Origin of the sequence: Comamonas guangdongensis (assembly GCF_041079535.1) — a bacterium.
Taxonomy (GTDB): Bacteria; Pseudomonadota; Gammaproteobacteria; order Burkholderiales; family Burkholderiaceae_C; genus Comamonas; species Comamonas guangdongensis.
In genome coordinates, this window is sequence record NZ_JBFYGN010000006.1 from 55047 (window position 1) to 81197 (window position 26151).

Genomic DNA, 26151 nt, shown 5'->3' on the forward strand with positions numbered 1-26151 from the left:
CTCGTTGTTGTTCAGGGCCTGCCAAGCAGGGTGGCGGGCCCGGGCCTGCAGGGAGCAAGGCTTTGGACATCATGGGCAGGGGCTGCAATTGAGGTCAATCAATCTTTGGGAAGCACCTCATTCCCAAACGGAATGGCGGCCGGCTTCGCCCCAGGCCCAGACACCGAGACAGTGCGGCGCCTATACTTGCGGCCTCATGATTCGCTGGTTGATCGTCATTTTTCTGGCCTTGCTGCTCATCAACGGCCTGCATGCCTGGCTGGAGCGCATAGGCCTGGGGCGCCTGCCCGGCGATTTCCGCTTTCGCCTGTTCGGCCGGGAATTCTTTCTGCCCGTGGCCAGCACCGTGGTGCTGAGCCTGCTCGCGGCCCTGGTGGCGCGCTTCGTGAAGCTCTGAGCCTGGCTGCGCGCGCCGGCGCATGCCCGGCGACTTGAATCTGCAGGGATTGGCAGCAAATACCGGCTTGAACCCGGTCTGCGCCCTTGTGCCGGTGCCTGGCCACGCTACAGAAAGGTTGCCCATGTCCGAATCCCTGCACTATGTCTGCCCCCATTGCCACACTACCAACCGCATTGCCAGGGACCAGCTGGGCAACAGCCCGGACTGTGGTAACTGCCACCGGCCGCTGGTGACGGGCGAGCCCGTGGCTCTGGATGGCGACAGCTTTGCCAGGCACACGGGCCGCAGCCAGCTGCCCGTGGTGGTGGACTTCTGGGCGCCCTGGTGCGGCCCCTGCCGCATGATGGCCCCGGGCTTTGCCCAGGCCGCGCAGACCCTGGCCGGCCAGGCGCAGCTGGCCAAGCTCGATACCGAGGCTTATCCACAGGCCGCTGCGCCGTTTGGCATACGCAGCATTCCGACCATGGTGGTGTTCAAGGAGGGCAAGGAGCTGGCGCGCATCTCGGGCGCCTTGCCGCCCGGCGACATCGTGCGCTGGGTGCAGTCGGTGATCTAGCGCTGCTCAGCAGCGCAGATCGCGAAAGGCCTTGCGAGCCTTGTAAAGCCTGGCTTCTGCGCTGTTCTTAGCCTCAGGCACTGCGTGAGCCGCATCCTGGGCGAGCCGCGGCAGAGCTCCGTCAAGCTGGGAGCAGCTCAGTTTTTCAAGCGGCGAATGATTGATGCGCCGCTTGGCGACTTCGAATTCCTCGGGTGTTTTGCCCGTCAGCGGTTTGAGCGCTTCGGCAAACATGCGGTCATGCTCTGCTTTCCGCACATCGGCCCCTTTTTGGGATTGGCCCGTCATCCTGTCCATGCCTTGCGTAGGCGTGGTGTCTATGGCCTTGGCGCCCAGGCAGGGTTCGTGCGAATAGCTGACCTGGCCATTGGCCTCGCAACGGTAGACCTGCTGGCTCATGGCCGTCAGCGGCGCGCTCAGCACCGTGCAGCTCATGAGCACCCCTCCAAGGTAGTTTTTGTGCATGGGACCAGTATGCCGGCCAGCCCTGTCGCGGCCAAGCGCGTTTCAGCCGGCGTGTGTCAGCCAGTCTGCAATCGCCTGTTCGCGCGCCTTGCTCACGGCATCGCCTATGGCCTTGCCCTTGAGGCCGCGCTGCGCCGCAGCCTGGGCCACGGGCGCGGTCTCCACGGCCAAAGCCGCCTGCAGCGCTCCCGCCAGCCGCTGGCGCTGCGGGTAGGCCGACTCTTCAAAGCCCAGGCGCCCGCGCGCATCGCATTCGCAGGCCTGCAGCGCCTCCTCGAAGCGCTGGGGCTTGCGCACGGCGTCACAGCGCTCCAGCAGGCGCAGCAGGGCCGCGGGGTTGAGCTCGCCGCTGCGATGGATGTTGCCGTGCTCGCGCGCCACGACTTCGGCCAGTTCCTTGCAGTCATTGGGCACGCGCCAGCGCTCGCAGAGCTGCAGCAACAGGCGCGCGCTGCGCTGCTCGTGGCCTATATGCCGCGGCAGCATATCGGCAGGAGTCGTGCCCTTGCCAAGGTCGTGGCACAGACAGGCAAAGCGCACGGCCAGCGGCGTCCGCAGCCGGGCCGACATGTCCAGCACCAGCATGGCGTGCACGCCGGTGTCGACCTCGGGATGGTATTCGGCGCGCTGGGGCACGCCCCAGAGCCGGTCCAGCTCGGGCAGGAGCACGGCCAGCGCGCCGCACTCGCGCAAGATGCCGAACATGCGCGAAGGCTGCGCCTCCATCAGGCCGCGGCTGATTTCCTGCCAGACGCGCTCGGGCACCAGCGCATCGACCTCGCCGGCCGCCACCATCTCCCGCATGAGCTCCATGGTTTCCGGGGCCACCATGAAGTCGGTGAAGCGGGCCGCAAACCGTGCCAGGCGCAAGATGCGCACCGGGTCTTCGCGGAAGGCATCGGTCACATGGCGCAGCACCCTGTCCCTGAGGTCCTGCTGGCCGTTGAAAGGATCGATCAGCTCGCCGGCCTGGCTCCAGTCGGCGGGGCCGGCGATGGCGTTGATGGTGAGGTCGCGCCGGGCCAGGTCCTCTTCCAGCGTGACATCGGCGGCCGTGTGCACCACAAAGCCGCGGTAGCCCATGCCCTGCTTGCGCTCGGTGCGCGCCAGCGCGTATTCCTCATGAGTGGTGGGGTGCAGGAATACCGGGAAGTCCCGCCCCACGGGCACGAAGCCGCGCGCCGTCATCTGCTCGGGCGTGGCGCCCACCACCACCCAGTCCGTATCGTTGACGGGTAGGCCCAGCAACTGGTCTCGTACCGCTCCACCTACCTTGTAGACCTTGATTTCGCTCATGCAGCAATGGTAGTGCCTGGCCGGCGCTCAGCGCTGCTGGCGATAGGGCTCTTCGAAGGGCAGGAAGTCTTGCTCGGCCAGCGCTGCCTGCACCCAGGCCTGGGTCGCGGGCAGCCGGCTGATGCTTTGCACATAGGCCTGCGCCGCCGGCGAGACGGGCAGGCCATAGCTGTTGAGGCGCATGCAGACCGGCGCAAAAAACGCATCGGCGATGCCGAACTGGCCAAACAGCATGGGGCCGCCGGAACTGGCCAGCAGGGGCTCCCACAGCGCTTCCAGCCGCTGGACATCGGCGCGCAGATCGGCGTTCTCGGCCCAGAGCCGGGCGCCCACCTCGGGCAGGCGGGCCTCGATATTCATGGGGCACAGGCGGCGCAGGGCGTTGAAGCCGCTATGCATTTCCGCGACCAGGCTGCGCGCGCGGGCGCGCTGGGCCGCGGGCAGGGGCCAGAGCTGCTTGTCGCGATGGCGTTCGGCCAGATATTCGCTGATCGCCAGGCTGTCCCAGATCACCAGGTCCCCATCGACCAGCAGCGGTACCTTGCCGGTGGGCGAGAGTGCGAGAACGCTTTGCTTGAAGCTGGAGTCGGGCGCGAAGCTGTCGAAGCGCAGCATGACCTCTTCGAAGTCTATGCCGCTCTGGCGCATCAGCACCCAGGGGCGCATGGACCAGGACGAGTAGTTCTTGTTGCCGATGTAGAGCTTGAGCATGAGGTTCCCCGGTATCGGTATCGGCGCGGCTTGACCGGCCGTGCGGTTACAACTTGCATTCTGCCTTGGCATGAAGGGATTGCGGCGGCGATGATGTAATTGGCGGTATGGCAAATACCTCTTTTTCCGCGTTCAGGGCCGGCGCCGGGCAGCACAAGGCCGCGCTGGTGCTGTTTTCCGGCGGCCAGGATTCCACCACCTGTCTGGCCCAGGCCCTGTCCATGTTCGAGCGCGTGGAGACCCTGGGTTTCGATTACGGCCAGCGCCACAGCGTGGAGATGCAGGTGCGTCTCGATGTGCGCCGGGCGATCGCCGAGTGCTTTCCCCAGTGGGCGCCGCGCCTGGGCGAGGACCATGTGCTCTCGCTGGATGTGCTCAAGCAGATCGGCGGCTCCTCCCTGACCGATGACGTAGCGTTTGCCATGCAGGCCGACGGCCTGCCCAACACCTTTGTGCCGGGGCGCAATCTGCTGTTTCTCACGCTGGCGGGAGCGCTGGCCTACCGCCGCGGCCTGAGCGTGATCGTCACCGGGGTCTGCGAAACCGACTATTCGGGCTACCCCGACTGCCGCGACGACACCATGAAGGCGCAGCAGCTGGCGCTGAACCTGGGGCTGGAGCGGCGCCTGCGCATCGATACGCCGCTGATGTGGCTGGACAAGGCCCAGACCTGGCAGCTGGCCCATGATCTGGGTGGCGACGCACTGGTGGAGCTGATCCGCACCGAGACCCATACCTGCTACCAGGGCACGCGCGACGTGCTGCACGCCTGGGGCTATGGCTGCGGCAACTGTCCCGCCTGCGAGCTGCGCGCCAGCGGCTGGACCCAGTGGCAGGCGCAGCGTGCGGCCTGAGATGCAGATTTGATAGCTTCTAGCGCCGACTGCAATTGAAATTTTGGCTGTTTGGCTTCAAATTCCATGAGCAGCATGCGCTGACTGCTATTAAAAAAGCCGGGCCGGCCTATCTCAGGGAGAGCCCGGCCACGGGCCAGACCTCGCCGTTGTCATTGAGGATGGCGTCCAGCGGCTGGTCGTGGTTCTCGGGCTCGAAGTCGTCGACAAAGCCCTCGGCATAGCCCAGGCCCACGGTGAACGGCCTGGGATTGATCTGCGCGAGCGTGCGGTCGTAGAAGCCGCCGCCGTAGCCGAGACGGTAGCCGCCCGCGCCGTAGCCCACGCAGGGGACAAACAGCAGCGTGGGGGTCAGCAACTCGGTGTCCTTGGGCTTGGGTATGCCGAAAGCGTCCTCTTCCATGGGGCAGCCGGGATGCCAGGCGTGAAAACTGAGTGTCTTGCGCTGTTTGTCGATGACCGGCAGGCCAATTTTGCGCCGTTGTGGAGTACCCTGTAGCTCGCCATCCTCTTTCCAGCGATGCAGAGCCGGCAGTGGGTCGAACTCTCCCTTGATGGGCCAATAGGCGCCAATCACGGTGTCGGGGCGCTCCACCAGCCAAAAGCGCATCACCTGCTGCAGCGCATCGGCGCGCAGCAGGCGGTCTGGAAGGTTGAGGCGCTGGTCAATCAACTTGCGGCGTAAGGCTGCTTTGTCCATCGGATAATTTCCTCCATGCACTGGCTGAAGATTTTGACACCGCTTTGGGCGGCCTCTTTTTTGACTGTAGCCGCTCCGCTGGCGCAGGCGCAAATTTCGGGTGACGCCGTCTTGCTGGAGATGCAAAAAGCATTCCGCAAGCGCGACCAGTCCGCGCTCACGCAGATGCTGCCCCAGGCCAGCGGCCACCCCCTGGAAGCTTGGGCCGCTTACTGGGAACTCAAGAACCGCCTGGAAACGGCCGCGGCCGACGAGATCCAGTCCTTTCTGAGCCGCTATGCGGGCACTTACCAGGAAGACCGTCTGCGCAACGACTGGCTGCTGATCCTGGGCAAGCAGCGCGACTGGGCGACCTTCGGCCAGGTCTATGCCAAGTTCCGCATGCGCGACGACAGGTCCGTGACCTGCTACGCCCTGCTGGCCGACAGCCTGCAGGGCCGCAGCACGCCCGGCATGGGCCAGCAGGTGCGCGATCTGTGGCTGGCGCAAAAAGATGCCGACGATGGCTGCACCGCGGCTGCGGGACAGATGTATGCGCAAAAGCTGATCACCGACGCCGATGTCTGGCGCCGGGCCCGCGTGGCGGCCGAGAACAATCGCCAGAAGGCCGCGCGCGATGCCGTGGCCATTGTGGCCCCCGAGGCGGCCGACCAGGTGGCCCAGGTGTTTGCCTCGCCCGTCAAATACCTGGCCGGGCAGAGCAAGTCGCGCGGGCGCGAGCGCAAGGAGCTGGCACTGCTGGCCTTGATCCGCATGGCCGCCAGCGACCCCGATGCCGCAGCCACGCAGATGGAGGGCGGCTGGGGCGCCCAGCTCAGCGGCGAAGAGCGCAACTGGGCCTGGGGCGTGATCGGCAAGCAGTCGGCTTTCAAGCTGTCGCCCGATGCCAACGGCTACTTTGCCAAGGTGCGCCGCAACGAGGATCTCAGCGACGACCTGCTGGGCTGGAAGGCCCGCGCCGCCATGCGCGCCGGCGACTGGAAGAGCGTGCGCCGCGCCATCGACGCCATGGGCCCCGAACGCACCGACCCGACCTGGAGCTACTGGAAGGCCAAGGCCATGTTGGCGGGCCGGCCCAGTGCGGAAGACAAGGCCGAGGCCAGGCAGCTGCTGGAAGACACGGCGGGCAGCGGCAGCTTCTACGAGCAGCTGGCGCTGGAGGAAATCGGCCAGCGCGTGACCACGCCGCCCGCTCCCGTGCCGTTGACGGCACAGGAAAAGGCCGCGGCGCGTGCCAACCCCGGCCTGGCGCGCAGCCTGTATGCGATCCAGATCGGGCTGCGCAGCGAAGGCGTGCGCGAATGGAACTACAGCACCAATCTGCACCAGCCGGGCGGCATGGGCGACCGCGAGCTGTATGCGGCTGCCGACCTGGCCTGCGAGCGCCAGGCCTGGGACCGCTGCATCAACACCAGCGAGCGCATCAAGACCTTTGCCGACTGGAGCCAGCGCTTTCCCATGCCTTACCGCGACACCGTGCTGGCCAAGTCGAGCAATATCGGACTGGACCCGGCCTATGTCTACGGCCTGATCCGCCAGGAAAGCCGCTTCATCATGGATGCGCGCTCCGGCGTGGGCGCTTCGGGCCTGATGCAGGTGATGCCGGCCACGGCGCGCTGGACGGCCAAGAAGATAGGCATGACGGACTTCACGCCCGGCATGCTCAACGACCGCGACACCAATATCACCATCGGCACCTCCTACCTGAAGCTGGCGCTTGACGATTTCGAAGGCTCCATGGCCCTGGCCGCGGCCGGCTACAACGCCGGCCCCGGCCGTCCGCGCAACTGGCGCAATGGCCCCACGCTGGATGCCGCCATCTGGGCCGAGAACGTGCCCTTCAGCGAAACCCGCGACTATGTGAAGAAGGTGCTCGCCAACACCACCAACTACGCGGCGCTGATCACGGGCCAGCCCCAGTCGCTCAAGAGCCGCCTCGGCACCATCGGCCCGCGCCCGGCCAGCGATCCCGAGACCATGAAGGATCTGCCATAGGCGGGCCTGCCTCCTTGGTGAAGCTGTGAAGCGCTCTCCCCGTATGGGCGGAGCGCTTTTTTTATGCGTGGTCTTGCCGCCTGGCGCTGTCGCGCGCCTGCTCCAGCAGGGCCAGCAACTGGGCCTGCAGCGGCTGCGGGCAGTCCTGCAGCAGCTCGGCCGCCAGCGCTTCGCGCAGCCGGCGCAGGCGGGCGTAGAGCGCCTGGCCCTGTGCGCTCAGCTGCAGGCAGCGCACGCGCTTGTCGGAGGCGCTGGCCGAGCGTTCCAGCCAGCCTTTGTCCTGCAGCTGGGCCAGGGTACGCGCCATCTGGGCCTTGTCGGTATGGCTGTGCTCTACCAGCTCCTTTTGCGTCAGGCCCGGATGGCGGCCCGTGTGCATGAGGATGCGCACCTCGTTGAAAGTCAGCTCCGGATGAATCGCCTCCATGGACTTGCGCAGGCGCGCGCGAAACAGGTGCAGCAGATCGTGCAGTACCTCGAACACTTCGATGGAGATGGGGGAGTTCATGGCGGGAAGAGTTATGGTTGACAAAGTCAACTTATTAATGGATATTTGGTGGACTTTATCAACTTCTTGAGAATCATGTCCACCACAGAAACGACTCCCATCATGCAGCGTGTGCGCCATGTTTTCCGCGCCCGCCATGTGCAATTGCTGGCGCGCGAGCGGATCAGCCCCGGTTTTGTGCGCCTGACGCTGGGCGGGCCCGAACTGCAGGGCTTTGTGAGCGCGGGTTTTGACGACCATACCAAGCTCATCCTGCCCCAGGAAGGGCTGACCAAGCCCAATCTGCCGCAGCTGATCGACGGCCGCCCGCATATCGACGGCGAGCGCCCCACCATGCGCGACTACACCCCGCTGGCCTATGACGCGGCGGCCAGCACGCTGTGCCTGGACTTTGCGCTCCATGGTTCGGGGCCGGCCGTGGAATGGGCGCAGAGCGCGCCCCTGGGTCAGTGGCTGGGCCTGGCCGGGCCGCGCGGCAGTCTGTTGATTCCCGCGGCTCTGGACTGGCATCTGCTGCTGGGCGACGAGACCGCCATGCCCGCAATAGAGCGCCGCCTGGCCGAGTTGCCCGCAGGCAGCCGCGCCATCGTGCGCGTGCAGCTCGGCAACCGCGCCGACCGGCGTGCCTGGAGCAGCGCCGCGGAGCTGGACCTGCAGTGGGTGGATTCACTCGCGGCCGCAGTCGATGGGCTGGAGATTCCGCCGGGCGATGGTTTTGTCTGGGCCGCGGGCGAGCACCGTGCCATAGCCGACCTGCGCCAGCGGCTGCTGGCCAGGCCCGGTGCCAACCCCAGGCGCATGCGCGTCGCCTCCTATTGGAAGCAGGGCGAGGCCGCCCACCATGCGGAGCTCGCCACCGACGCCTGATATGGGCCGGAATCGGCTGAAGTCCTTGGCAGTCAAGCGCGAGAAGCTATGAAAACGAGAGTCAACAATTGAGCAGCAGCGGGCTCTGCCCGGGATCGCTCTGGAGCCGGGCGGCGCCGCTGGCCACCAGGCTCTGCACCAGGTCCTGCAGCCATTGTTCGGCGCTTTGACCGGCAAAGTAGCGCCGGTGCAGCATGCCGAAATACGGGGTTTGCCGTATCCAGACCGCAAGCTCGGCCAGGCCGATCTGCTGCCACTCCAGCAGTTTGTACTTGAGCAGCACCTTGGCCGCATAGCTCGCATGGCGTGCCGGGGACTGCACAAAGCCGTCGAGCCGCCTGCGCGCCACGGCCAGAGCGGAGGAAACGTCGGCGAACACGCTGCCGTGGCCGGGCACCACCAGCTCGGGCTTCAGGCCTTCGATCACATCCAGCGTGGCGCTGACCTCATCGAAGGCGGTGATGCCTTCGATCTCGGGGAAGACCACGCCAAAGCCGTTTTCCCAGAGCGCGTCGGCCGAAATCAGGGTGCGGCTGTGCGGCTCGAACAGGATGATGGAATGCGGGTCATGCCCGGGGGCGCCATGAATCTCCCAGTTCCGTCCCGCAAGCCGCACCAGCGTGCCCGGCTGCAGCAGGCCGTTGATCGCAAAGCGCGGGCAGTCCTGGCCCGTGGGCGCATAACTCAGAGCGCTTTCGTCCCAGCGGCGTACTTCCTCGGCCTGGCCGGGGGCGATGAAGGTCTGCACCCGGGGATGGGCGGCCTGCAGCGCGGCGTTGCCGCCGCAATGGTCGCTGTGCAGATGGGTGTTGAGAATGCGCGTCAGCGGCTGGCCCTGCAAAGCGCTTTCGATCAGGGCCAGGGTCTGCGCCGCATGAACCACATAGCCCGTGTCCACCACGGCCGCGCCCGGTTCATCGCCGGCCAGGGCTGCAAACACGATGTTGTTGGCGGAAAGCCAGCCGCGCTCGAGCACGGTCATGCCGGGCGGCAAGGAGGGAAGATTCATCGGACTTGTCTCGCGGCTCTGCTGTGTTGTTTGACACAAGACTAGCAGAGAAGTCCTGCCGTGCCGCGGGCGGAGTTGGGGCGCAGCGCCGCCGGCTCAGGACAGCGGCGCCGAGGACTGGATGTTGCGCCGGATGACCACGGGCTTGCCGCCGAAGCGCTGCTTGGACAGCCAGTGCGCGAGGGCGGAGTCCAGATGGGTGGCATGGCCGGGAAACCATTCGGCCAGGGCGCGAATCAGGTCGCGGCAGATGGCCACATTGCCCTGCGCGAGCTGGACCCGCACCTCGCCCACGGACTTGAGCACGGCCGCATGTTCGTCGATATGGCAGTCCCGGGGCGGGAAGGCCGTGCCCAGCATCCATTGGTCCTCTTCGCCGAAGTGATGCTGCAGATGGGTTTCCATGGCCTGCAGCAGCTCGGGCAACTGCTCGTCGTGCGCGCTCTGCAGCCGGCCTATCAGCCCGACGAATTCCTCGTGGATCTCGTCCATGGGCCCATGGCCCATCAGCAAATCGTCTCCCCAGGTCAGCGTGGCGGTATGGCTCATATCGGTTTTCTCGTGCGAGTGATGCGCGCCGGGCGCAGCTTGTTTCCTGGCCTGCATTATGCAAGCCAGGTGGCCAAGGTCGTCGTGCTGGATGGGGGAGGGGAGGCGCCAAAAGAAAAACCTCTTGAACCGAGGGTTCAAGAGGTTTGTCTGGTGCGCGATACATGGATCGAACATGTGACCCCTGCCGTGTGAAGGCAGTGCTCTACCGCTGAGCTAATCGCGCAATAACTGGTGGGTGATACATGGATCGAACATGTGACCCCTGCCGTGTGAAGGCAGTGCTCTACCGCTGAGCTAATCACCCGAAGAACGCTATTGTAGCAGCAACTTTTTGCCCTCTTCGGGAAAACTCGCAAATTTTTCGAAAAAGCCTATCCGCAGCTGCCTCATGCCCGTCGGCAGCATGTGCTGCCAGCTCCTGTGGCGAGGCCGTGGCCGCCGCGGGAAGCACTCGGGGAATCAGCCTTGACCCCTCAGCTCGCGCCGCAGAATCTTGCCGACATTGGTCTTGGGCAGTTCGTTGCGGAACTCGATATAGCGCGGCCGCTTGTAGCCGGTCAGCTGTTCCTGGCAGTAGCGCATGACCTGGTCTTCGGTCAGCGAGGGGTCGCTGCGCACCACATAGACCTTGATGGACTCGCCCTGGCGATCGTCCTGCACGCCCACGGCCGCGCACTCGAGTACGCCGGGGCACATGGAGATCACGTTCTCCAGCTCGTTGGGATAGACGTTGAAGCCGCTGACCACCATCATGTCCTTCTTGCGGTCGATGATGCGGGTATAGCCCTCGGCGTCGAGCACGGCTATGTCGCCCGTGCGCATATAGCCGTCGGCCGTGAAGGCCTTGGCCGTCTCCGCGGGCTGGTTGTAATAGCTATGCATGACGTTGGGCCCCTTGATGCACAGCTCGCCCGGCTGCCCGGTGGGCACATCGTCGCCGGCGTCATCCTTGATGGCCACCGAGATGCCCGGCAGCGGCAGGCCTATGGAGCCCGTGAAGCGCTGGTTGGTGACGGGGTTGTTGGTGCCGATGGCGCAGGTCTCGCTCATGCCCCAGCCTTCGATCATGGCGCAGCCCGTGACCTCATGCCACTGGCGCGCCGTGCCTTCGGAGGCCGCCATGCCGCCGGCCTGGGAGATGAACAGCTGAGAAAAATCGAGCTGCCTGAACTCCGGGTTGTTCAGCAAGGCGTTGAACAAGGTATTGACGGCCGGCAGCACATGGAACGGCCGCTTCTTGAGCACCTTCACGAACTTCGGGATATCGCGGGGATTGGGAATCAGGCTCAGGCTGCCGCCCAGGCGCATCGCAAACAGGCTGACGGTGAGCGCGAAGATGTGATACAGCGGCAGCGCCGCAACGATATGGGTTTCGTGGCCCTGGACCTTGCCGTCCAGCGCCGGCGTGAACCAGGTATGGGCCTGCAGCGCGGCGGCCACGATGTTGCGGTGGGTCAGCACCGCTCCCTTGGACAGGCCCGTCGTGCCGCCCGTGTACTGCAGAAAGGCGATGGAGTCGAGCGTGGCCGTGCTGGGCATGAGCTGGCGATTGGCGCCCAGGGCCAGGGCCTGCTTGAAACGGGTTACTTCCCGGGTGCTGCAGCCGGAGCCCAGCGGCAGATCGAATGCCGGCACCATCTTGGCCAGATGGCGCACGGCGAACGTGATCCAGCTGCCATAGAGGCCGCCCAGCAGGTCGCCCATGCCCGTCAGGCAGATGTGGCGCACGGAGCTGCGCTCCAGCACCTGGGCCAGCGTGTGGGCGAAGTTCTCCAGGATGATGATGGCCGTGGCGCCCGAGTCCTTGAGCTGGTGCTCCAGTTCGCGTGCGGTGTAGAGCGGGTTCACGTTGACGCAGGTGAAGCCCGCGCGCAGCACCCCGGCCATGCTGACCGCGAACTGCGGCACATTGGGCAGCATGATGGCCACGCGCGCGCCCGGCTCCAGGCCCAGGCCTTGCAGCCAGGCGCCCAGCTGGGTCGAGAGCCGGTCCAGCTCCGCATAGCTCATCCAGCGATCCATGCAGACGGACAGGGGGCGATCGGCATGCCGGGTGAAGCTGTCCTCCAGCAGATGCACCAGCGAGCGGTACTGCTCGGGATGCACGTCGTGCGGCACATTGGGCGGGTAGTTCTTGAACCAGGGGGCAGCGGCGTCCATAGATGTACCTTGCAGAAGCAGCCCATGGCAGGCAGAGAAAGGGCGGCGGGTTGAACAAAGAAAGAGTCCGCGGTTTTGCCGCTGCCGAAGATTCTGGGGACGGCGCCGTTCAGGGTCTACCGGGGCTTGTCCTAGGCGCTGCAGCTCCGGCTTTGCTACGCTGTGCCTTGGAGGTATGGGCTGTGAACGCTTGGTTCTGGCGCTGTGTGGTGGCGGGCAGCCTGCTGTCCGCCGTGCTGTGGTGCAGCTACTGGTGGAGCCGTTGTGCGGTGATGGCGCTGGCCGGCGTGCTGCTGCTGGCCAGCGCTGCGGGTCTGCAGCTGGGCGTGCAGATGCTGCTGATGCGCAGGCTGCTGCGGCGCCGGGCCGTGGCGCTGCCGCCTCCTGCGGTGGCGTTTCGCGCCTGGCTGGGCGAGTGGCGCTGCGCGTTGCAGATCTTCGGCTGGCAGATTCCGTTTCGGGAGCATGCGCAGCCCGATGCGCTGAGCGCCGCAGTGCTGGGAGCGAGCCCGCAAGGCCGGGTCGGCATGGTGCTGGTGCACGGCTATTTCTGCAACCGCGGGGTCTGGAATCGCTGGCTGCGCGGGCTCAGGGCCAGAGGCATTCCCTGTGCGGCGATGACGCTGGAGCCGGCGCACGGCGGCACCATGGATGAGATGGTGGGCGATCTGGACCGCAGCGTGAAAGCCATGGTCCGGGCCACGGGGCGCGCGCCGCTGCTGGTCGCGCACAGCATGGGCGGGCTGGTGGTGCGGGCCTGGCTCAAGACCCTGTCGGCCCGGGAGCGCGCGCAGTGCGCGGCCCATGTGGTGACGATTGCCACGCCGCACCGCGGCGCCTGGCTGGGGCGTTTTGCGCAGCGCCTGCCCGCGCGCGATATGCGCGAGCACAGCGCCTGGCTGCAGCAGCTGGGCCTGCCGCCCGAGGATGTGGGCTTCAGCTGCTGGTGCAGCAGCAGCGACAACATCGTGTATCCGCCGGATCTGGCGGTGCTGTCGCGGGCTCGGGTGCACCAGGTGGACGATGCCGCCCATATACAGCTGCTGTGTGACGCGCGGGTCTGGCGGCATTGCCTGCAGCTGAACGCAGAGCTGCAGGGCGGGCCAAATCAGACGATGGGCCTGGCTGCGGGCGGCGGGTCCTGAATCAGATGGATATCGGTGGCCGAGACCAGGGCGATTTTTTCCTCGGCACAGCGCTGCAGCAGCGAGAACAGCAGGTCGCTGCGCGTGCCGTAGACATTGCGCGGACTGGCGACATGGCCGAAGCTGGTGATATTGATCACGCTGCCGTTGATGGAGTCCACATACATGGCGGGCGCCGGCGTCTCCAGCACGCTCTCATGGTCGTGATAAATGCCCAGCAGCAACTGCTTGAGCCTGACCACATCGGTGCTCAGGGGCACGGAGAAGGCAATCGAGATCCGGCCCAGCGCGCCATTCATGGTCAGGTTCTGCACGGACTTGGTGATCAGCTCGGAGTTGGGCACGATGAGCGTGGCCTTGTCGTCGGTCTGGATCTCGGTGGCGCGCACGCTGATGCGGCGTATATCCCCGACCTGGTCGCCGATGCGCACGCGGTCGCCGAGCTTGACGGGGCGCTCGGCCAGCAGGATCAGGCCCGAGACGAAGTTCTGCGTGATGGCCTGCAGGCCGAAGCCTATGCCCACGGACAGGGCGCTGGCCAGCAGGGCGATGCGCTCGAAACCTATGCCCAGCGCGCCCAGGGTCCACAGGCCCGAGAGCATCAGGCCCAGATAGCGGGCCACGGTGCTGATGGAATTGCGCGCGCCTATGTCGAGTTCGGTCTTGGGCAGATAGGTGTCCACCAGCCAGCGCTGGAAGGCGCCGAAAATGGTCAGGCCCAGGGCCAGCACAGCCAGGCCCTGGACTATCGTCATGGGCTTGATCACGGCGTCGCCGATGGACAGTCCCTTGGCCGCGGTGTCCCCCAGCATCAGCAGGCTGCTGGCGTTGCCGAACGGTGCGGCCAGCGCCGTCAGTCCCAGCAGCAGCAGGCACACGCGCAGCAGGGCCGACAGCAGCACGCCCACCTGCTCGACCCGCGCCGCACTCATGCCCGTGCCCAGCGCAATGCCGTTGCCGGGGCGGCTGTCGGGCGAGCATAGCCAGATGAAGAAGTCGTCGGCAAACTTCATGAGCAGCGAGGTGGCCAGCACCACCACGGTGATCCACACCATCTGCGTGGCCACGAAGACCGAGAAGTTCAGATAGCCGAGCAGGGCGGCGATCAGCGCGGCCAGCACCGTCAGATGCCCGCCCAGCCAGACGAACATCAGCCAGCGGCTGCGTTGCACCGGGTGGCCCGCCCCATCCTGGCCCTCGGCAAGCTGGCGCTGACGCTGGCGGTTGATGATGACCTGCACCGACATGATCAGCGCCACATAGGTCAGCGCGATCAAGCCGTCCAGAGCCATGGTGGTGACGGCGCTGGTGCGCGCCGCGATGTCCACGGCGTTGAGCATCATGGTGAACCAGGTCAGACCTGCGGCACCCGCGGCAAAGCGCGTGAGCACGGGCGCGGCAATATCGTCGATATTGATCAGCCGCCATGACGGGCGGCGTGGCACCAGCAGGCTGGCGCTGACGGAGAGGAAGAAGGCCGCGACAAAGGACGACTGGATCCAGGCCGTGGCCACGCTTTGCAGGCGCGGGGCGATCGCATCGATGTCGCGCAGGCTCTCAATGAACACCAGGCTGGCCAGCCCGGGCAGGGCCGTGCCCACCAGCAGCAGCCAGACGGCCAGGCCCGAGCGGCGCAGACGGCCGTTGGGCGCTTTTTCGGAGGCCGCAAAGCGCCGCCCGAGGCTGCGCAGCCAGATGCGCAGCGGGAACATCAGCAGCAGGGCCAGAATCAGGCCGGTCAGCGGCTTGCTCCAGCCATGCTCGGCGATGGCGGCGGTAAAGCTGGCCTGGCCCTGGCGCTGCAGGGCGGTGATGCGCTGCCAGTCCAGCGGCACCTGCTGGGCGAATTGCCGCCACAGAGCCGGGGACAGCGGTGAGGTGAGCTTGCGCGTGATCTGTTCGTTGAACTGCTGGGTACGGATTTTTTCGATGGAGTCCGTGGTCTGCGTCGCCTCCACCACCAGCAGCTTGCCGCGCTTGATGGCCGAGTCCAGATCGCTGCGCAGCTGGGCCAGCTCCTTGCGCTGGCGGGTGATCTCGGGGCCTTCCTCGGCATCGGCGGTGACGGGGCCCAGCTGGGCGATCCGCGCATCGACCTGCTTGAGCAGAGGCTCCAGCGCCGTGACGGCCGCGTCGGCGCTGCGCTTGGACTGCAGCGCTTTGTCGGACAGGGTCTGCAGGGTTTCGGAGGCGTCGGCGTCGTCCAGCGATTTGCGTACGCCGTCCAGCGCGTCCGAGGCCTGCTGGATCTGGTCTATGGAGCTGGCCTGGAGATCGCTGGCCGCGGGCGTCTCGCCGGCGATGGCCAGGCCTATGCAAAGTTGAAGCGCCAGAAACCAGCGCAGCAATCGGGTACAGCTGTGATGCATTGTGAGAAGTCGGTGTTGGCAGGTTGCCGCTGGGTCTCACTATAAAGCTGTCAGGATGTCAGTGCGCGGCCCTCCGCAGACCGTCGACGGTCAAGTGTGTCATGCTTGTTTGCTATGTAAAAAATAGCAATAGACCTCTTCTTGCCAGGGGCTGCGAGGGCTCAAGCTCGAACTCAGAGCAGTTGCTCTCCCGGCAGCAGCTCCTTGGCGCCTATGGTCGGCAACTGGCTCAGCTGTTCATAGAGCGGCGCAAAGTCGGTGTTGGCCAGATCCAGCAGCTGCTGCATGTTGTCGATGACGAAATAGGTCTGCTGATAGGTGTCGATCTTGTAGAGCGTGCGCATGGTGCGCGCCAGCTCCAGCGGAATGCGGTGCGGCTCGGGGCTGTGCACCGAGTATTCGAGCTCGCCCGCGGAGCTCAGGATGCCGGCGCCGTAGGCGCGCAGGCCGCCGCCGTGTTTTTCGCTTTCGCGGATCAGCCCGAACTCTATGGTGTACCAGTACAGGCGCGACAGCATCTCGCAGGCGCCGAGTTCGGCGGCCTTCAGCCCGCCCTGGCCGTAGGCCTGCATGAAGTCGGCGATCACCGGGTTGAACAGCAGCGGCACATGGCCGAACAGATCGTGGAAGACATCGGGCTCGACGATGTACTCGAACTCCTCGGGCTTGCGTATCCAGTCCGTGACCGGGAACTTGCGCTGGGCCAGCAGGGAGAAGAACGGCACTTCGGGAATCAGCCCCGGCACGCCCACGATCTCCCAGCCCGTGGCCTTGAACAGGCGCTGGTTGACCTCCTCGAAGCGCGGAATGCGCTGCCTCATGCCCAGCGAGGGCAGGGCCGAGATGAACTCCTGGCTGGCGCGGCCGGCCAGCAGCGCGCTCTGGCGTTCGTACAGGCGGTGGTAGGTGTCGTGGTCCTGCGCCGTGTAGGCGGCGTAGTTCTGGGCGCAGGTGTAGTCGGCATGGGCACGCGTGTAATCGCCGCGGGGAGGGCGATCGGACTGGCCGTAGACCACGGGGGCGGCGCCGGTGGCCGTGGCGATGTTCTGGAGTTTGTTCATGATGCACTCCCGCTAGCGGTAGGACGTGAGAGAGCCGGCGGCCGCTTGTGGCGGCACAGGCTGGAAGACAGGGGCGTGCCGGGGTTCAGCCCGGCAGGATGTGATTGGCCTTGATGAGCTGGCCGTAGAAGCTGTGCTCGGTCTGCACCAGGCGCGCAAAGTCCTGCAGGCGCAAATCCTCGCGGATCACGCCCATGGCGTCGAAATACTGCTGCACCTGCGGCTTCTGCAGGGTCTGCGCAAAAGCGCCGACCCAGCGCTTGGCCAGGGCGTCGGAAATGCCGGCCGTGGCAAACAGTCCGAACCAGGTCGCCAGATGCAGATCGCGCACGCTGTCGCTGAGGCTGGGCACGCCCGGCAGCAGCGGCAGCGGCGTGCGCGAGGTCACGCCTATGGCCTTGAGCCGCCCGGCCTGCACATGGGGCAGGGCCGAGGCCACGTTGTCGAACATCAGATCGGCCGAGCCTTCGAGCAGGGCCGACAGCGCCGGCCGCGCACCCGCAAACGGCAGGTGTAGCAAGGGTACGCGGGTCAGGGTCTGGAACAGCTTGCCCGCGATATGGCCGATGCTGCCGTTGCCCGCCGAGGCGTAACGCAGCGGCTGCCGGTGCTTGGCCATGAAGCGCAGCAAATCGTCGGGGCTGTAGATGCGCCACTGCAGGGCCAGTTCGCTGCGCATGACCAGCACATGGGGCATGCGTGCCACCAGCATCAGCGGCTGAAAGTCGCGCAGCGGATCGTAGGGCAGCTGCGGGTTCAGCCAGGGCAGTATGGCCTGGGTGGCGACCGTACCCATCAGCAGCAAGGGATCGCGCGAGCCCGTCCTGGCCACCATGGCGGCACCCGTGGCACCCCCTTCGCCCGGTACATTCAGCACCTGCAGGCGGCCGATGGAATTGGTCTCCTGCACCAGCTTGCGTGCAGAGCGGTCCAGCGGCCCGCCCGCGGAATAGGGCACGACCAGTTGCAGCTCGCCGCGAGTCCTGCTGGCTTCGGCCGCAGAATCCTCCGAAAGGCCTGCCGGGTAGGCGCCATTTGCCATCAAGGCAGTGGCTGCCGCGGCCGACGAGGCCAGGACCTGACGACGCGTGAGGCCGTGCTTGCCGCCGGGCAAAGCCCTGCCCGCGGCCCTGCCGAGCGGTACGGCAGAGTTTGGGGATGGGCGCGGCGCGTGAGCTTTCAAGATGATGGCCCGTATGACTTGGCGCGTTTGCGGCGGTGCAACATGCGCCGGAGTATAGGCACTGCAACCGGCTTCCAGAGCGTTGGTCGGGCGCCGCCTTGCGTGGCAGCCGCGTAGCCTCAAGGCCGGCGCGGTCCGGCGAATGTGTATCAATATGCAAGCACCAGTGCTTGCCGTTCGCGCCGCAAGCGCTGGGAGCGAGGCGATAGTGGCTGGTGCTGCGCATGGTGACCCCGCTGGCGGGCCCGGGTTCTCAGGCCTTGAGCACGCCGCGGCGCATCTGGTCGAGCTCCATGGTCTCGAACAGCGCCTTGAAGTTGCCCTCGCCAAAGCCGCTATTGCCCTTGCGCTGGATGAACTCGAAGAAGATGGGTCCCAGCTGGTTTTCGCTGAAGATCTGCAGCAGCAGCTCGCCGGGCTGGCCATCTACGAGGATGTTGCGTGCCAGCAGCTCGGGGATGGGTTCCTGGAGCTGGGGAATGCGCTTGGGCAGCAGCTCGTAATAGGTTTCGCTGGTGGTCAGCAGCTTGATGCCGTTCATCTGCAGCCCGTCCACGGTGTCGTAGAGGTTGGTCGAGCCCAGCGCGATGTGCTGAATGCCTTCGCCGTGGTACATGTCCAGGTATTCCTGGATCTGGCCGGCCTTGTCGTTGCCTTCCTCGTTGATGGGAATGCGGATCTTGCCGCAGGGGCTGGTCATGGCCTTGCTCTTGACGCCCGTGGCCTGGCCTTCGATATCGAAGTAGCGGATCTCGCGGAAGTTGAAAATGCGTTCGTAGAAGCCGGCCAGCTCGGCCATGCGGCCGCGATAGACGTTGTTGGTCAGGTGGTCGATATAGGTCAGGCCCAGGCCCTCGGGGTAGAGCTCGGCACCGGGCAGGGGCTCGAAGTCCACATCGAAGAAGCTGATATTGCCCAGGTCGCCGTCCTTCGCTCCGTTCTTGCCGCGCCATTTGTCGATGAAATAGATCAGCGAGTCGCCTATGCCCTTGATCGCGGGGATGTTGAGCTCGCCGGGCGCGGCATGCTGATCGTAACCCCAGGCACCCAGGGAGACGGCGCGCTCGTAGGCGTACTTGGCGTCGTCGACGCGGATGGCGATGGCGCAGACGCTGGGGCCATGCAGGCGCGCAAAGCGCTGGGCAAAGCTATCGGGCTCGGCGTTGATGATGAAATTGATCTCGCCCTGGCGGTACAGCGTCACATTCTTGCGGCGGTGCTTGGCGATGGCGGTGAAGCCCATGCGCTCGAACAGCTGGCCCATGGCCACGGGATCGGGGGCCGCGTATTCGACGAATTCAAAGCCGTCCGTTCCCATGGGGTTGTCCCAGGTCTGGAAGTGGCTGGCATTGCTTTGGGGCTGCGGGGCGGTCATAGAGGTCTCCATCCGGTAAAGACACGACACATGGATCTCAGGCGTCGATATTGGCTTCACTGTAGGTCAGGCCCCTGGCAGTGTTTTTGCAAAAAGACCGTGGCGTCAAACCCTGGTATGCATGAAAATTGCAAGAGAATTTGATTTCATGCAATTTTTATGGATATCAAGGGTTAACCCTGAAGGAAAATTGCTTCATTTTTATAATCTGCCGCCATGAGCCCTACGCACACCATCGACAAACTGGATAAGGCGATTTTGCGCCGATTGCAGGCCAACGGCCGGGAAACCTATGACGTGATCGGGGAGCAGGTAGGCCTCTCGCCGAGTGCCGTGCTGCGCCGGGTCAAGCGGCTCGAAGAAAGCGGGGTCATAGACCGCTATGTGGCCCTGGTTCAGCCCGAGACCGTGGGTCTGGGCCTGACCGCCTACCTCAATGTGCGCCTGGAAAAATACACCGAGACCAGCAAGCGCAACCCCATGGACGTGTTCCGTGCCAGCGTGCAGACCTGGCCCGAGGTGGTGGAGTGCGTGTCCCTGACCGGCGAGATGGACTATCTGCTGCGCGTGGTCGTGGCCGACATGCAGCACTACAGCCGTTTCATCATGGACACCTTGCTCAAGCACCCCAGCGTGCAGGACTGCAAGACCAGCTTTGTGATGGACCGGGTCAAGGTCACGACGGCCGTGCCTTTGTAGCGTTTGGGCTGGCGCATGGGCGTCATCTGTTTGGACCATGGTCTAGCCCAAAAAGTTGGCTAAGGTGTTGAATTAGCGCAAAATCCTTACAAGATTGTTGCAATGCAGCAAGGTGCTTGTGGTAATTCGGGTTTTTACCTATATTTCAGGCCATGAACCTCCCCAAAGACTGGTTGAAATCGCCCTGGCAGGCCGGCTCCGGCTGGCTGCGGGACATGGGCAAGTCCCATGGCGCCGAGCGTCGCTCGCCGTCCTTGGTGCCCATCCGTTCGCTGAGCCCGCGCCACCGCGAGCGCGTGATCAAGCATTTGCTCAAGCTCGACGCCCGGGATCGCTATCTGCGCTTCGGCTATGCGGCCAGCGACGAGCAGGTGAGCCGCTATGTCGAGCATCTGGACTTCGAGCGCGACGATATCTTCGGCATCTTCAACCGCCGCCTGGAACTGATCGCCATGGCGCATCTGGCTTTTGCGGGCCACCCTGAGCACGAAAAATGCGCGGAGTTCGGCGTCTCCGTGCTCAAGAGCGCGCGTGGCAAGGGTCTGGGCAAACGCCTGTTCGAGCGCGCCGTGCTGCATGCGCGCAGCAAGAATGTGAGCATGATGTTCATCCATGCGCTGTCGGAGAACACGGCCATGCTCAAGATCGCGCGCAATGCGGGGGCCACCGTCAAGCGCGATGGTTCGGAGTCCGAAGCCTATCTGGGACTGCCTCCGGCCGACTTCGAGACCCATGTGAGCGAGCTGGTGACCGAGCATCTCGGCGAGATGGACTACCAGCTCAAGAAGCAGGCCCATAATTTCTGGTCCTTCCTGGCCGGCGTGCAGGAAGTGCGCAAAGGCGTGCAGGAAGGCCGGCACCAGTCGGCCGAATAACCGCATGCGGCGACCATCGGCTGCCCGGCCGGGGCGATAGCGGCCCATGGCTTTTTGCTCGCCGCCAGCCGCTGGCCGAAACAATCCGTTATTCTTGGGGTCTTGTATGACTACCGCACGTCCTGCACTCCAAGACAGTGTCTGACCCCCATCCTGCGCGACTTCCCGAGAAGGAAGACAAGCGAAGCTTCCTGCAGAAGCTGGCTGAATTCATCCATCCGGCACCGGACTCTCCGGATGAGCTGATCGAAACCCTGGCCGAAGCCGAAGACAACCAGGTCATCGGCACCGAGTCCCGTGTCATGCTGGAGCGCGTGATCCGCATGGCCGACATGAGTGCGGGAGAGGTCATGGTGGCTGCGCCACGCATGGATCTCATCAATATCGACGCACCCTTCGATGAAATCCTGCACCAGGTCATCACCACGGCGCATTCGCGCTTTCCGGTGTATCAGGGCGAGCGCGAGAACATCATCGGCATCCTCATGGCCAAGGATTTGCTCAAGCTGCAGCGCTCGCCCAGCCTCAATATCCGCGCCCTGGTGCGTCCCGCGGTGTTTGTGCCCGAGAGCAAGGGCCTCAACGATCTGCTGCGCGAGTTCCGCGCCAACCGCAACCATCTGGCCATCGTCATCGACGAGTTCGGCCGCGTTGCGGGTCTGGTGACGATCGAAGACGTGCTCGAGGAAATCGTCGGCGAGATCGAGGACGAGTTCGACATCCCCGAGGACGAGGGCGACATCTTTGCCCTGGCCGATAGCAGCTACCGCGTGGCCGGCGACGCCAGCATCGAGCATGTGAGCGAGGAGTTCGCGACCGCCCTGCAGGGCAGCGACCCCGACGAGCACTTCGACACCATTGGCGGTTTGATCGCCCACGAAATCGGCCATGTGCCCAAGCGCGGCGAGCAGATCCATCTGGGCGGGCTGGAATTCACCGTGCTGCATACCAAGGGCGGCGCGGTGCGCTGGTTCAAGGTGGTGCGCGATCCTTCGCCCGACAGCCTCGTCCAAAACTGATATCCCGTATGCTTGCACTCACCCAACCCCTGCGGTTGGGTGTTTTGTTATAGCTTGCCGATTCTTATGACCATCACCACCGCCTCCTCTGTTCAGACCTCTGCCGCCGGACCCAGGCGCTGGGCCGGCTGGCTGCTGGTTCTGGTTGCGGGCGGTCTGCAGGCTTTTTCCCTGGCCTGGCCCTGGGCCCGCGGGCAGGGCAGCGGCTGGCTGAGCCTGGAGGGCGGCTACGGTCGTCCGCTGTGGTGGCTGCAGATTCTGTCGCTGGCCATGCTGGTCCAGGTGCTGCTGGCCGCACGCACCGCGGCCCAGGCGGCGGGCAAGGCCTGGGTGTTTGCCACGGCCTGGCTGACCGGCACCTTCTGGTGGCTGTTCATCTCCATGCATACCTATGGCGGGCTGGCGGCGCCGCTGGCCGTGGCCGCGGTGCTGGCGCTGGCCGCCTTTCTGGGCAGTTACTACGCCATGGCTTCATGGGTTTTCAAACGCTTGATCCAGAAGCCTTCTGCGCTGGCAGCTATGGTTTTTGCTGCGCTGTGGACGCTGGCCGAACTCGCGCGCGGCTGGCTGTGGACGGGCTTTCCCTGGGGGGCCGGCGGCTACGCCCATGTGGAAGGTCCTCTGACCGTGCTGCCGCGCTGGATAGGCGTGTACGGCACGGGTCTGGCCGCTGCCTGGATTGCGGCCTGGCTGGCCTTGCTGGTCTGGCGTCGGCAGGCAAGGCAGACCGTGCTGCATCTGAGGCCGGCTCTGGGCTGTGTCCTGGCCTTGGCGCTGCTCTGGGGCGGGCTGTGGTGGGCGCGCAGCGACAGCCTGAGCGCCGCTAGCCAGCAACCGGGCCTGAGCGTGGAGCTGCTGCAGGGCAATATTCCGCAGGACGAAAAATTCGAGCTGGGCTCGGGCGTGCCCGTGGCTCTGCGCTGGTATGCGCAGCGCTTGCATGACGCCAAGGCGCAGTTGGTGGTGGCGCCCGAGACCGCGGTGCCGCTGCTGCCCCAGCAACTGCCCGAAGGCTATCTGGACTTTGTGCGTGCGCCTTTTGTGGGCCAGGACGCCAAGCAGGCGGCTCTGATCGGCATTCCCCTGGGAAGCTGGGAGCAGGGCTTTACCAATACCGTGGAGGGTTGGCAACCGGGCCGGTCCAGCCCTTATCGCTATGACAAGCATCATCTGGTGCCGTTCGGCGAGTTCATTCCGCCGCTGTTCCGCTGGTTCACCGAACTCATGAATATTCCGCTCGGGGACTTCAACCGCGGCGCCCTGGGCCAGCCGTCCATGAACTGGGCTGGCGAGCGCCTGTCGCCCAATATCTGCTACGAAGACCTGTTCGGCGAGGAGCTGGCCGCGCATTTCGGCAATGCGGCCACCGCGCCCACGGTGCTGGTGAACCTGAGCAACATCGGCTGGTTCGGCGATTCCCCGGCGATCGACCAGCATCTGGCCATCAGTCGCATGCGTGCGCTGGAGTTCGAGCGCCCCATGCTGCGCGCTACCAATACCGGCGCCACGGTGGTGATAGATCACACGGCAGCCGTGGTCAAGGCTCTGGCGCCGTTCACGCGGGCTGTGTTGCAGGGACGGGTTCAGGGTCGCGAGGGATTGACGCCCTATGCGCGCTGGGTGCATGCGCTGGGTCTGGTGCCGCTGACGCTGCTGTGCCTGGCGATATGCCTGCTGGCCTGGTGGCGCGTGCGCCGGGTAGGGATCTGAGCCCTATGGCGTAGTTCCCGACCCGGAATAAGTCGTTCTGTCACAAGCGGCTGTGGCATTTGTGGCAGAGTTCATCCCTGATAACGGGTATTGTGTCCGCAGCATGACCGCCAGCCTTGATAATGCCCGGTTGTACCGGGCGCCTTGAGGGCGCCGACCCGATCCAAGATATAGAGTAACAGGTAGCACCCACAGGCTGCCGTGGAGCAATTGAGAGAATGGCCGAATCTTTTTCCTATGAACAACTGATCGCTTCCGGTGAGGGCAAGCTGTTTGGCGCCGAGAGCGGACGTCTGCCCCTGCCTCCCATGCTGATGTTCGACCGCATCACGCATATCGACAGCGACGGCGGTGCCCACGGCCTGGGCAAGATTGTTGCGGAACTGGACGTCAAGCCCGATCTGTGGTTCTTTGATTGCCACTTCCAGGGCGACCCCGTGATGCCCGGCTGCCTGGGCCTGGATGCCATGTGGCAGCTGATCGGCTTTTACCTGACCTGGCTGCGCCTGCCCGGCCGTGGCCGTGCCCTGGGCGCCGGTGAAGTCAAGTTCACGGGCGAAGTGGGTCCGGACGTCAAACTCGTGACATACGAAATTGATATCAAGCGGGTTATCAAGCGCAAGCTGAACATGGCCATCGGCGATGCACGTCTGCTGGCCGATGGCAAGGAAATCTACGTGGCCAATGACCTGCGCGTGGGTCTGTTCCTGCGTGAAGACGGCCAAGGTAAGGCAGCATGAGCAAGAAGCGGGTAGTGATCACCGGCGCGGGCATTGTCTCGTGCATCGGCAATGATCTGGCGACAGTGGAGACCTCGCTGCGCGAGGGCCGCTCGGGCATCAAGGCCATGCCTCAGTTCACCGAGCTGGGCATGCGCAGCCAGGTGGCCGGCATTCCCGAGATCGACATCGAGGCGCGCATCGACCGCAAGCAGCTGCGCTTCATGGGCGACGCTGCGGCCTACTCGCAGATTGCTCTCGAAGATGCGATCAAGCAGTCGGGCCTGACGCCCGAGCAGGTGAGCCATCCGCGCACCGGCCTGATCATGGGCTCGGGCGGCGGCTCGCCGGCCAACCAGATCGAGGCGGCCGACACGCTGCGCGAAAAAGGCATACGCCGCGTGGGACCGTATCAGGTCACGCGATGCATGAGCTCCACGGTCTCGGCCTGCCTGGCCACCAATTTCAAGGTCAAGGGCATCAACTATTCCATCACCTCGGCCTGCTCTACCTCGGCCCACTGCATAGGCGCGGCGGCCCAGCAGATCGCCTGGGGCATGCAGGATGTGATGTTTGCGGGCGGCGGCGAAGAGCTGTCCTGGGGCATGTCGCTGCTGTTCGACGGCATGGGCGCCATGTCCAGCAAGTACAACGACACGCCCGAGAAGGCTTCGCGCGCCTATGACGCCAACCGCGACGGCTTCGTGATCGCCGGCGGCGGCGGCGCCGTGGTGCTGGAGAGCCTGGAGCATGCGCTGGCGCGCGGCGCCAACATCCTGGCCGAAGTGGTGGGCTTTGGCGCCACCAGTGACGGCGAGGACATGGTTGCTCCGTCCGGCGACGGCGCCATCGCCTGCATGAAGCAGGCCATGGAAACCGTGGATGCCCCCATCGACTACATCAACACCCATGGCACCTCGACCCCCGTGGGCGATATGCAGGAAGTGCGCGCCATGAAGACGCTGTTCGGCGATCAGGTGCCGCCGTTCTCGTCGACCAAGTCGCTGACCGGCCACTCCCTGGGTGCCACCGGGGTGCAGGAGGCGATCTACTGCCTGATCATGCTGAACAAGGGCTTTATCGCCGGCTCCGTGAACGTGGAAACCCCCGATCCGCTGCTGGGCGATATGCCTCTGGTCACGCAGACGCGCGCTGCCGAGCTCAAGACCGTGCTGTCCAACAGCTTCGGCTTTGGCGGCACCAATGCCTCCCTGGTGCTCAAGCGCTGGGAAGGCCAGTAAGCTGCGGCTTCCCTGAAAGCAAGCCCGCTTGGCCTTCGAGGTAAGCGGGCTTTTTTCTGTCAACACCTGGCGTCACTTTCATGAAGCTTGCAATTCTGGACCGCGATGGCACCTTGAACCAGTGGGGTGCGCGGGGATTCATCGGTCATCCCGATGAATGGGTGGCCGTGCCGGGCGCTCTGGAGGCGGTCTCGCGCCTGAATCGCGCGGGCTGGCATGTGGTCATCGCCACCAACCAGCCGGGGCTGGGGCGCGGCTTGTTCGATGTGATCGAGCTCAATGCCGTGCATGCCAAGATGCATCGCGAGCTGGCCGCGGTGGGCGGACGCGTGGAAGCCGTGTTCTTCTGCCCGCATGCACCCGATGAGGAATGCCGCTGCCGCAAGCCGGGTCCGGCCCTGTTCGAGCAGATTGTCGAGCGCTACGGCGCCGAAGGCCGCGAAATCTGGGCCATTGGCAGCGGTGCCGAGCATCTGCAGGCGGGCCTGGCTCTGGGCGCGCATCTGGTCTTCGTGGAGTCGACGGCCCGTCCCGTGGCCTGCAGCGATGCCGATCTGCCCGCAGGCAGCGAGCGCTATGCGGACCTCGAGGCCGTGGTGAACATGCTGCTGCCGCTGGGGGAGGATGAGGTGCCGCAGCCGGTTGCGGAGCCGCCCCCCTCGCATTGACTTCAGGTTTCAAG

25 protein-coding genes and 2 tRNA genes are annotated in these 26151 nt (G+C 65.1%); 13 read left to right on the forward strand and 14 right to left on the reverse strand.

Annotation, left to right across the window (positions count from 1 at the left end):
• Positions 1-196: 196 nt before the first annotated feature.
• Both AB6724_RS06870 and trxC read left to right on the forward strand, forming a co-directional pair.
• Entirely contained in the window at positions 197-397 is a 201-nt protein-coding gene (locus AB6724_RS06870) for a DUF2905 domain-containing protein (protein WP_369337765.1), read from the forward strand.
• Between the two features lie 124 nt (positions 398-521).
• Complete coding sequence (gene trxC / locus AB6724_RS06875) at positions 522-956, forward strand: thioredoxin TrxC (RefSeq protein ID WP_369337766.1); 435 nt, start codon at positions 522-524, stop codon at positions 954-956.
• 6 nt (positions 957-962) lie between these two features.
• Here the strand turns inward: trxC and AB6724_RS06880 are convergent, their stop codons facing one another.
• From AB6724_RS06880 to AB6724_RS06890, 3 genes are all read right to left on the reverse strand, one after another.
• Positions 963-1391 (reverse strand): DUF4124 domain-containing protein, encoded by a 429-nt coding sequence (locus tag AB6724_RS06880; protein WP_369337767.1) that lies wholly within the window; start codon positions 1389-1391, stop codon positions 963-965.
• A 72-nt stretch (positions 1392-1463) separates the two neighbouring features.
• Positions 1464-2708 (reverse strand): multifunctional CCA addition/repair protein, encoded by a 1245-nt coding sequence (locus tag AB6724_RS06885; protein ID WP_369337925.1) that lies wholly within the window; start codon positions 2706-2708, stop codon positions 1464-1466.
• 36 nt (positions 2709-2744) lie between these two features.
• A complete protein-coding gene (locus AB6724_RS06890) occupies positions 2745-3428 on the reverse strand; it encodes a glutathione S-transferase family protein (protein ID WP_369337768.1) in 684 nt (227 codons plus the stop codon).
• Positions 3429-3535: 107 nt separating this feature from the next.
• On the opposite strand from AB6724_RS06890, the gene queC reads away from it, so the two are divergent.
• The gene (gene queC / locus AB6724_RS06895; protein WP_369337769.1) at positions 3536-4282 is read left to right on the forward strand and encodes a 7-cyano-7-deazaguanine synthase QueC; all 747 of its coding nucleotides are present in this window, start codon (positions 3536-3538) and stop codon (positions 4280-4282) included.
• 109 nt (positions 4283-4391) lie between these two features.
• Here the strand turns inward: queC and AB6724_RS06900 are convergent, their stop codons facing one another.
• A complete protein-coding gene (locus tag AB6724_RS06900; protein ID WP_369337770.1) occupies positions 4392-4982 on the reverse strand; it encodes a 5-formyltetrahydrofolate cyclo-ligase in 591 nt (196 codons plus the stop codon).
• Between the two features lie 15 nt (positions 4983-4997).
• Here AB6724_RS06900 and AB6724_RS06905 point away from each other — a divergent pair, with 15 nt between their 5' ends.
• Positions 4998-6977 (forward strand): lytic transglycosylase domain-containing protein, encoded by a 1980-nt coding sequence (locus AB6724_RS06905; RefSeq protein ID WP_369337771.1) that lies wholly within the window; start codon positions 4998-5000, stop codon positions 6975-6977.
• 61 nt (positions 6978-7038) lie between these two features.
• On the opposite strand, the gene AB6724_RS06910 is transcribed toward AB6724_RS06905, so the two are convergent.
• Entirely contained in the window at positions 7039-7485 is a 447-nt protein-coding gene (locus AB6724_RS06910; RefSeq protein WP_369337772.1) for a MarR family winged helix-turn-helix transcriptional regulator, read from the reverse strand.
• A 75-nt stretch (positions 7486-7560) separates the two neighbouring features.
• Here AB6724_RS06910 and AB6724_RS06915 point away from each other — a divergent pair, with 75 nt between their 5' ends.
• A complete protein-coding gene (locus tag AB6724_RS06915; RefSeq protein ID WP_369337773.1) occupies positions 7561-8352 on the forward strand; it encodes a siderophore-interacting protein in 792 nt (263 codons plus the stop codon).
• A 61-nt stretch (positions 8353-8413) separates the two neighbouring features.
• Here AB6724_RS06915 and AB6724_RS06920 read toward each other — a convergent pair whose 3' ends face one another.
• The 5 genes from AB6724_RS06920 to AB6724_RS06940 all read right to left on the reverse strand — a co-directional run bounded on the left by AB6724_RS06920 (position 8414) and on the right by AB6724_RS06940 (position 12073).
• Positions 8414-9361 carry an MBL fold metallo-hydrolase gene (locus tag AB6724_RS06920; protein WP_369337774.1) on the reverse strand — a complete coding sequence of 316 codons (948 nt, stop codon included), beginning with the start codon at positions 9359-9361 and terminating at the stop codon, positions 8414-8416.
• A gap of 96 nt (positions 9362-9457) precedes the next feature.
• Complete coding sequence (locus AB6724_RS06925; RefSeq protein ID WP_369337775.1) at positions 9458-9910, reverse strand: bacteriohemerythrin; 453 nt, start codon at positions 9908-9910, stop codon at positions 9458-9460.
• A 151-nt stretch (positions 9911-10061) separates the two neighbouring features.
• Positions 10062-10136: transfer RNA gene (locus AB6724_RS06930), tRNA-Val, on the reverse strand.
• 6 nt (positions 10137-10142) lie between these two features.
• Positions 10143-10217: transfer RNA gene (locus AB6724_RS06935), tRNA-Val, on the reverse strand.
• Between the two features lie 155 nt (positions 10218-10372).
• Positions 10373-12073 carry an AMP-binding protein gene (locus AB6724_RS06940; RefSeq protein WP_369337776.1) on the reverse strand — a complete coding sequence of 567 codons (1701 nt, stop codon included), beginning with the start codon at positions 12071-12073 and terminating at the stop codon, positions 10373-10375.
• Positions 12074-12255: 182 nt separating this feature from the next.
• Here AB6724_RS06940 and AB6724_RS06945 point away from each other — a divergent pair, with 182 nt between their 5' ends.
• Positions 12256-13218 carry an esterase/lipase family protein gene (locus AB6724_RS06945; protein WP_369337777.1) on the forward strand — a complete coding sequence of 321 codons (963 nt, stop codon included), beginning with the start codon at positions 12256-12258 and terminating at the stop codon, positions 13216-13218.
• Here AB6724_RS06945 and AB6724_RS06950 read toward each other — a convergent pair.
• The 4 genes from AB6724_RS06950 to hppD form a co-directional block, all read right to left on the reverse strand.
• Entirely contained in the window at positions 13182-15587 is a 2406-nt protein-coding gene (locus AB6724_RS06950; RefSeq protein WP_369337778.1) for a DUF3772 domain-containing protein, read from the reverse strand. The two genes, AB6724_RS06945 and AB6724_RS06950, sit on opposite strands and share 37 nt — an antisense overlap.
• Positions 15588-15760: 173 nt before the next feature.
• Complete coding sequence (phhA, locus tag AB6724_RS06955) at positions 15761-16648, reverse strand: phenylalanine 4-monooxygenase (protein WP_369337779.1); 888 nt, start codon at positions 16646-16648, stop codon at positions 15761-15763.
• A gap of 85 nt (positions 16649-16733) precedes the next feature.
• Entirely contained in the window at positions 16734-17690 is a 957-nt protein-coding gene (locus tag AB6724_RS06960; protein WP_369337780.1) for a Bug family tripartite tricarboxylate transporter substrate binding protein, read from the reverse strand.
• Positions 17691-18084: 394 nt separating this feature from the next.
• Positions 18085-19206 (reverse strand): 4-hydroxyphenylpyruvate dioxygenase, encoded by a 1122-nt coding sequence (gene hppD, locus AB6724_RS06965; RefSeq protein ID WP_369337781.1) that lies wholly within the window; start codon positions 19204-19206, stop codon positions 18085-18087.
• A gap of 216 nt (positions 19207-19422) precedes the next feature.
• On the opposite strand from hppD, the gene AB6724_RS06970 reads away from it, so the two are divergent.
• The 7 genes from AB6724_RS06970 (at position 19423) to AB6724_RS07000 (ending at position 26137) form a co-directional block, all read left to right on the forward strand.
• Complete coding sequence (locus AB6724_RS06970) at positions 19423-19905, forward strand: Lrp/AsnC family transcriptional regulator (protein ID WP_369337782.1); 483 nt, start codon at positions 19423-19425, stop codon at positions 19903-19905.
• Between the two features lie 152 nt (positions 19906-20057).
• Entirely contained in the window at positions 20058-20780 is a 723-nt protein-coding gene (locus AB6724_RS06975; RefSeq protein ID WP_369337783.1) for a GNAT family N-acetyltransferase, read from the forward strand.
• A 137-nt stretch (positions 20781-20917) separates the two neighbouring features.
• Positions 20918-21799: a CorC family transporter gene (locus AB6724_RS06980; protein ID WP_369337784.1), complete on the forward strand. Its 882-nt coding sequence runs from the start codon at positions 20918-20920 to the stop codon at positions 21797-21799.
• A 66-nt stretch (positions 21800-21865) separates the two neighbouring features.
• Positions 21866-23509, forward strand: a complete 1644-nt coding sequence (gene lnt / locus AB6724_RS06985; RefSeq protein WP_369337785.1) for an apolipoprotein N-acyltransferase — start codon at positions 21866-21868, stop codon at positions 23507-23509.
• Between the two features lie 218 nt (positions 23510-23727).
• Positions 23728-24249, forward strand: a complete 522-nt coding sequence (gene fabA, locus AB6724_RS06990; protein ID WP_369337786.1) for a bifunctional 3-hydroxydecanoyl-ACP dehydratase/trans-2-decenoyl-ACP isomerase — start codon at positions 23728-23730, stop codon at positions 24247-24249.
• A complete protein-coding gene (gene fabB / locus AB6724_RS06995; RefSeq protein WP_369337787.1) occupies positions 24246-25469 on the forward strand; it encodes a beta-ketoacyl-ACP synthase I in 1224 nt (407 codons plus the stop codon). Before fabA ends, fabB begins: the two co-directional genes overlap by 4 nt.
• Before the next feature lie 80 nt (positions 25470-25549).
• Positions 25550-26137, forward strand: coding sequence for a D-glycero-alpha-D-manno-heptose-1,7-bisphosphate 7-phosphatase (locus AB6724_RS07000; protein ID WP_369337788.1), 588 nt, complete (start codon positions 25550-25552; stop codon positions 26135-26137).
• Positions 26138-26151 lie beyond the last annotated feature (14 nt).

Coding starts and splice junctions, on each gene's coding strand:
- AB6724_RS06870 (WP_369337765.1), top strand. CDS start 197: ATGATTCGCTGGTTGATCGTCATTTTTCTGGCCTTGCTGCTCATCAAC.
- trxC (WP_369337766.1), top strand. CDS start 522: ATGTCCGAATCCCTGCACTATGTCTGCCCCCATTGCCACACTACCAAC.
- AB6724_RS06880 (WP_369337767.1), bottom strand. CDS start 1,391: ATGAGCTGCACGGTGCTGAGCGCGCCGCTGACGGCCATGAGCCAGCAG.
- AB6724_RS06890 (WP_369337768.1), bottom strand. CDS start 3,428: ATGCTCAAGCTCTACATCGGCAACAAGAACTACTCGTCCTGGTCCATG.
- queC (WP_369337769.1), top strand. CDS start 3,536: ATGGCAAATACCTCTTTTTCCGCGTTCAGGGCCGGCGCCGGGCAGCAC.
- AB6724_RS06900 (WP_369337770.1), bottom strand. CDS start 4,982: ATGGACAAAGCAGCCTTACGCCGCAAGTTGATTGACCAGCGCCTCAAC.
- AB6724_RS06905 (WP_369337771.1), top strand. CDS start 4,998: ATGCACTGGCTGAAGATTTTGACACCGCTTTGGGCGGCCTCTTTTTTG.
- AB6724_RS06910 (WP_369337772.1), bottom strand. CDS start 7,485: ATGAACTCCCCCATCTCCATCGAAGTGTTCGAGGTACTGCACGATCTG.
- AB6724_RS06915 (WP_369337773.1), top strand. CDS start 7,561: ATGTCCACCACAGAAACGACTCCCATCATGCAGCGTGTGCGCCATGTT.
- AB6724_RS06920 (WP_369337774.1), bottom strand. CDS start 9,361: ATGAATCTTCCCTCCTTGCCGCCCGGCATGACCGTGCTCGAGCGCGGC.
- AB6724_RS06925 (WP_369337775.1), bottom strand. CDS start 9,910: ATGAGCCATACCGCCACGCTGACCTGGGGAGACGATTTGCTGATGGGC.
- AB6724_RS06940 (WP_369337776.1), bottom strand. CDS start 12,073: ATGGACGCCGCTGCCCCCTGGTTCAAGAACTACCCGCCCAATGTGCCG.
- AB6724_RS06950 (WP_369337778.1), bottom strand. CDS start 15,587: ATGCATCACAGCTGTACCCGATTGCTGCGCTGGTTTCTGGCGCTTCAA.
- phhA (WP_369337779.1), bottom strand. CDS start 16,648: ATGAACAAACTCCAGAACATCGCCACGGCCACCGGCGCCGCCCCCGTG.
- AB6724_RS06960 (WP_369337780.1), bottom strand. CDS start 17,690: ATGGCAAATGGCGCCTACCCGGCAGGCCTTTCGGAGGATTCTGCGGCC.
- hppD (WP_369337781.1), bottom strand. CDS start 19,206: ATGACCGCCCCGCAGCCCCAAAGCAATGCCAGCCACTTCCAGACCTGG.
- AB6724_RS06970 (WP_369337782.1), top strand. CDS start 19,423: ATGAGCCCTACGCACACCATCGACAAACTGGATAAGGCGATTTTGCGC.
- AB6724_RS06975 (WP_369337783.1), top strand. CDS start 20,058: ATGAACCTCCCCAAAGACTGGTTGAAATCGCCCTGGCAGGCCGGCTCC.
- lnt (WP_369337785.1), top strand. CDS start 21,866: ATGACCATCACCACCGCCTCCTCTGTTCAGACCTCTGCCGCCGGACCC.
- fabA (WP_369337786.1), top strand. CDS start 23,728: ATGGCCGAATCTTTTTCCTATGAACAACTGATCGCTTCCGGTGAGGGC.
- fabB (WP_369337787.1), top strand. CDS start 24,246: ATGAGCAAGAAGCGGGTAGTGATCACCGGCGCGGGCATTGTCTCGTGC.
- AB6724_RS07000 (WP_369337788.1), top strand. CDS start 25,550: ATGAAGCTTGCAATTCTGGACCGCGATGGCACCTTGAACCAGTGGGGT.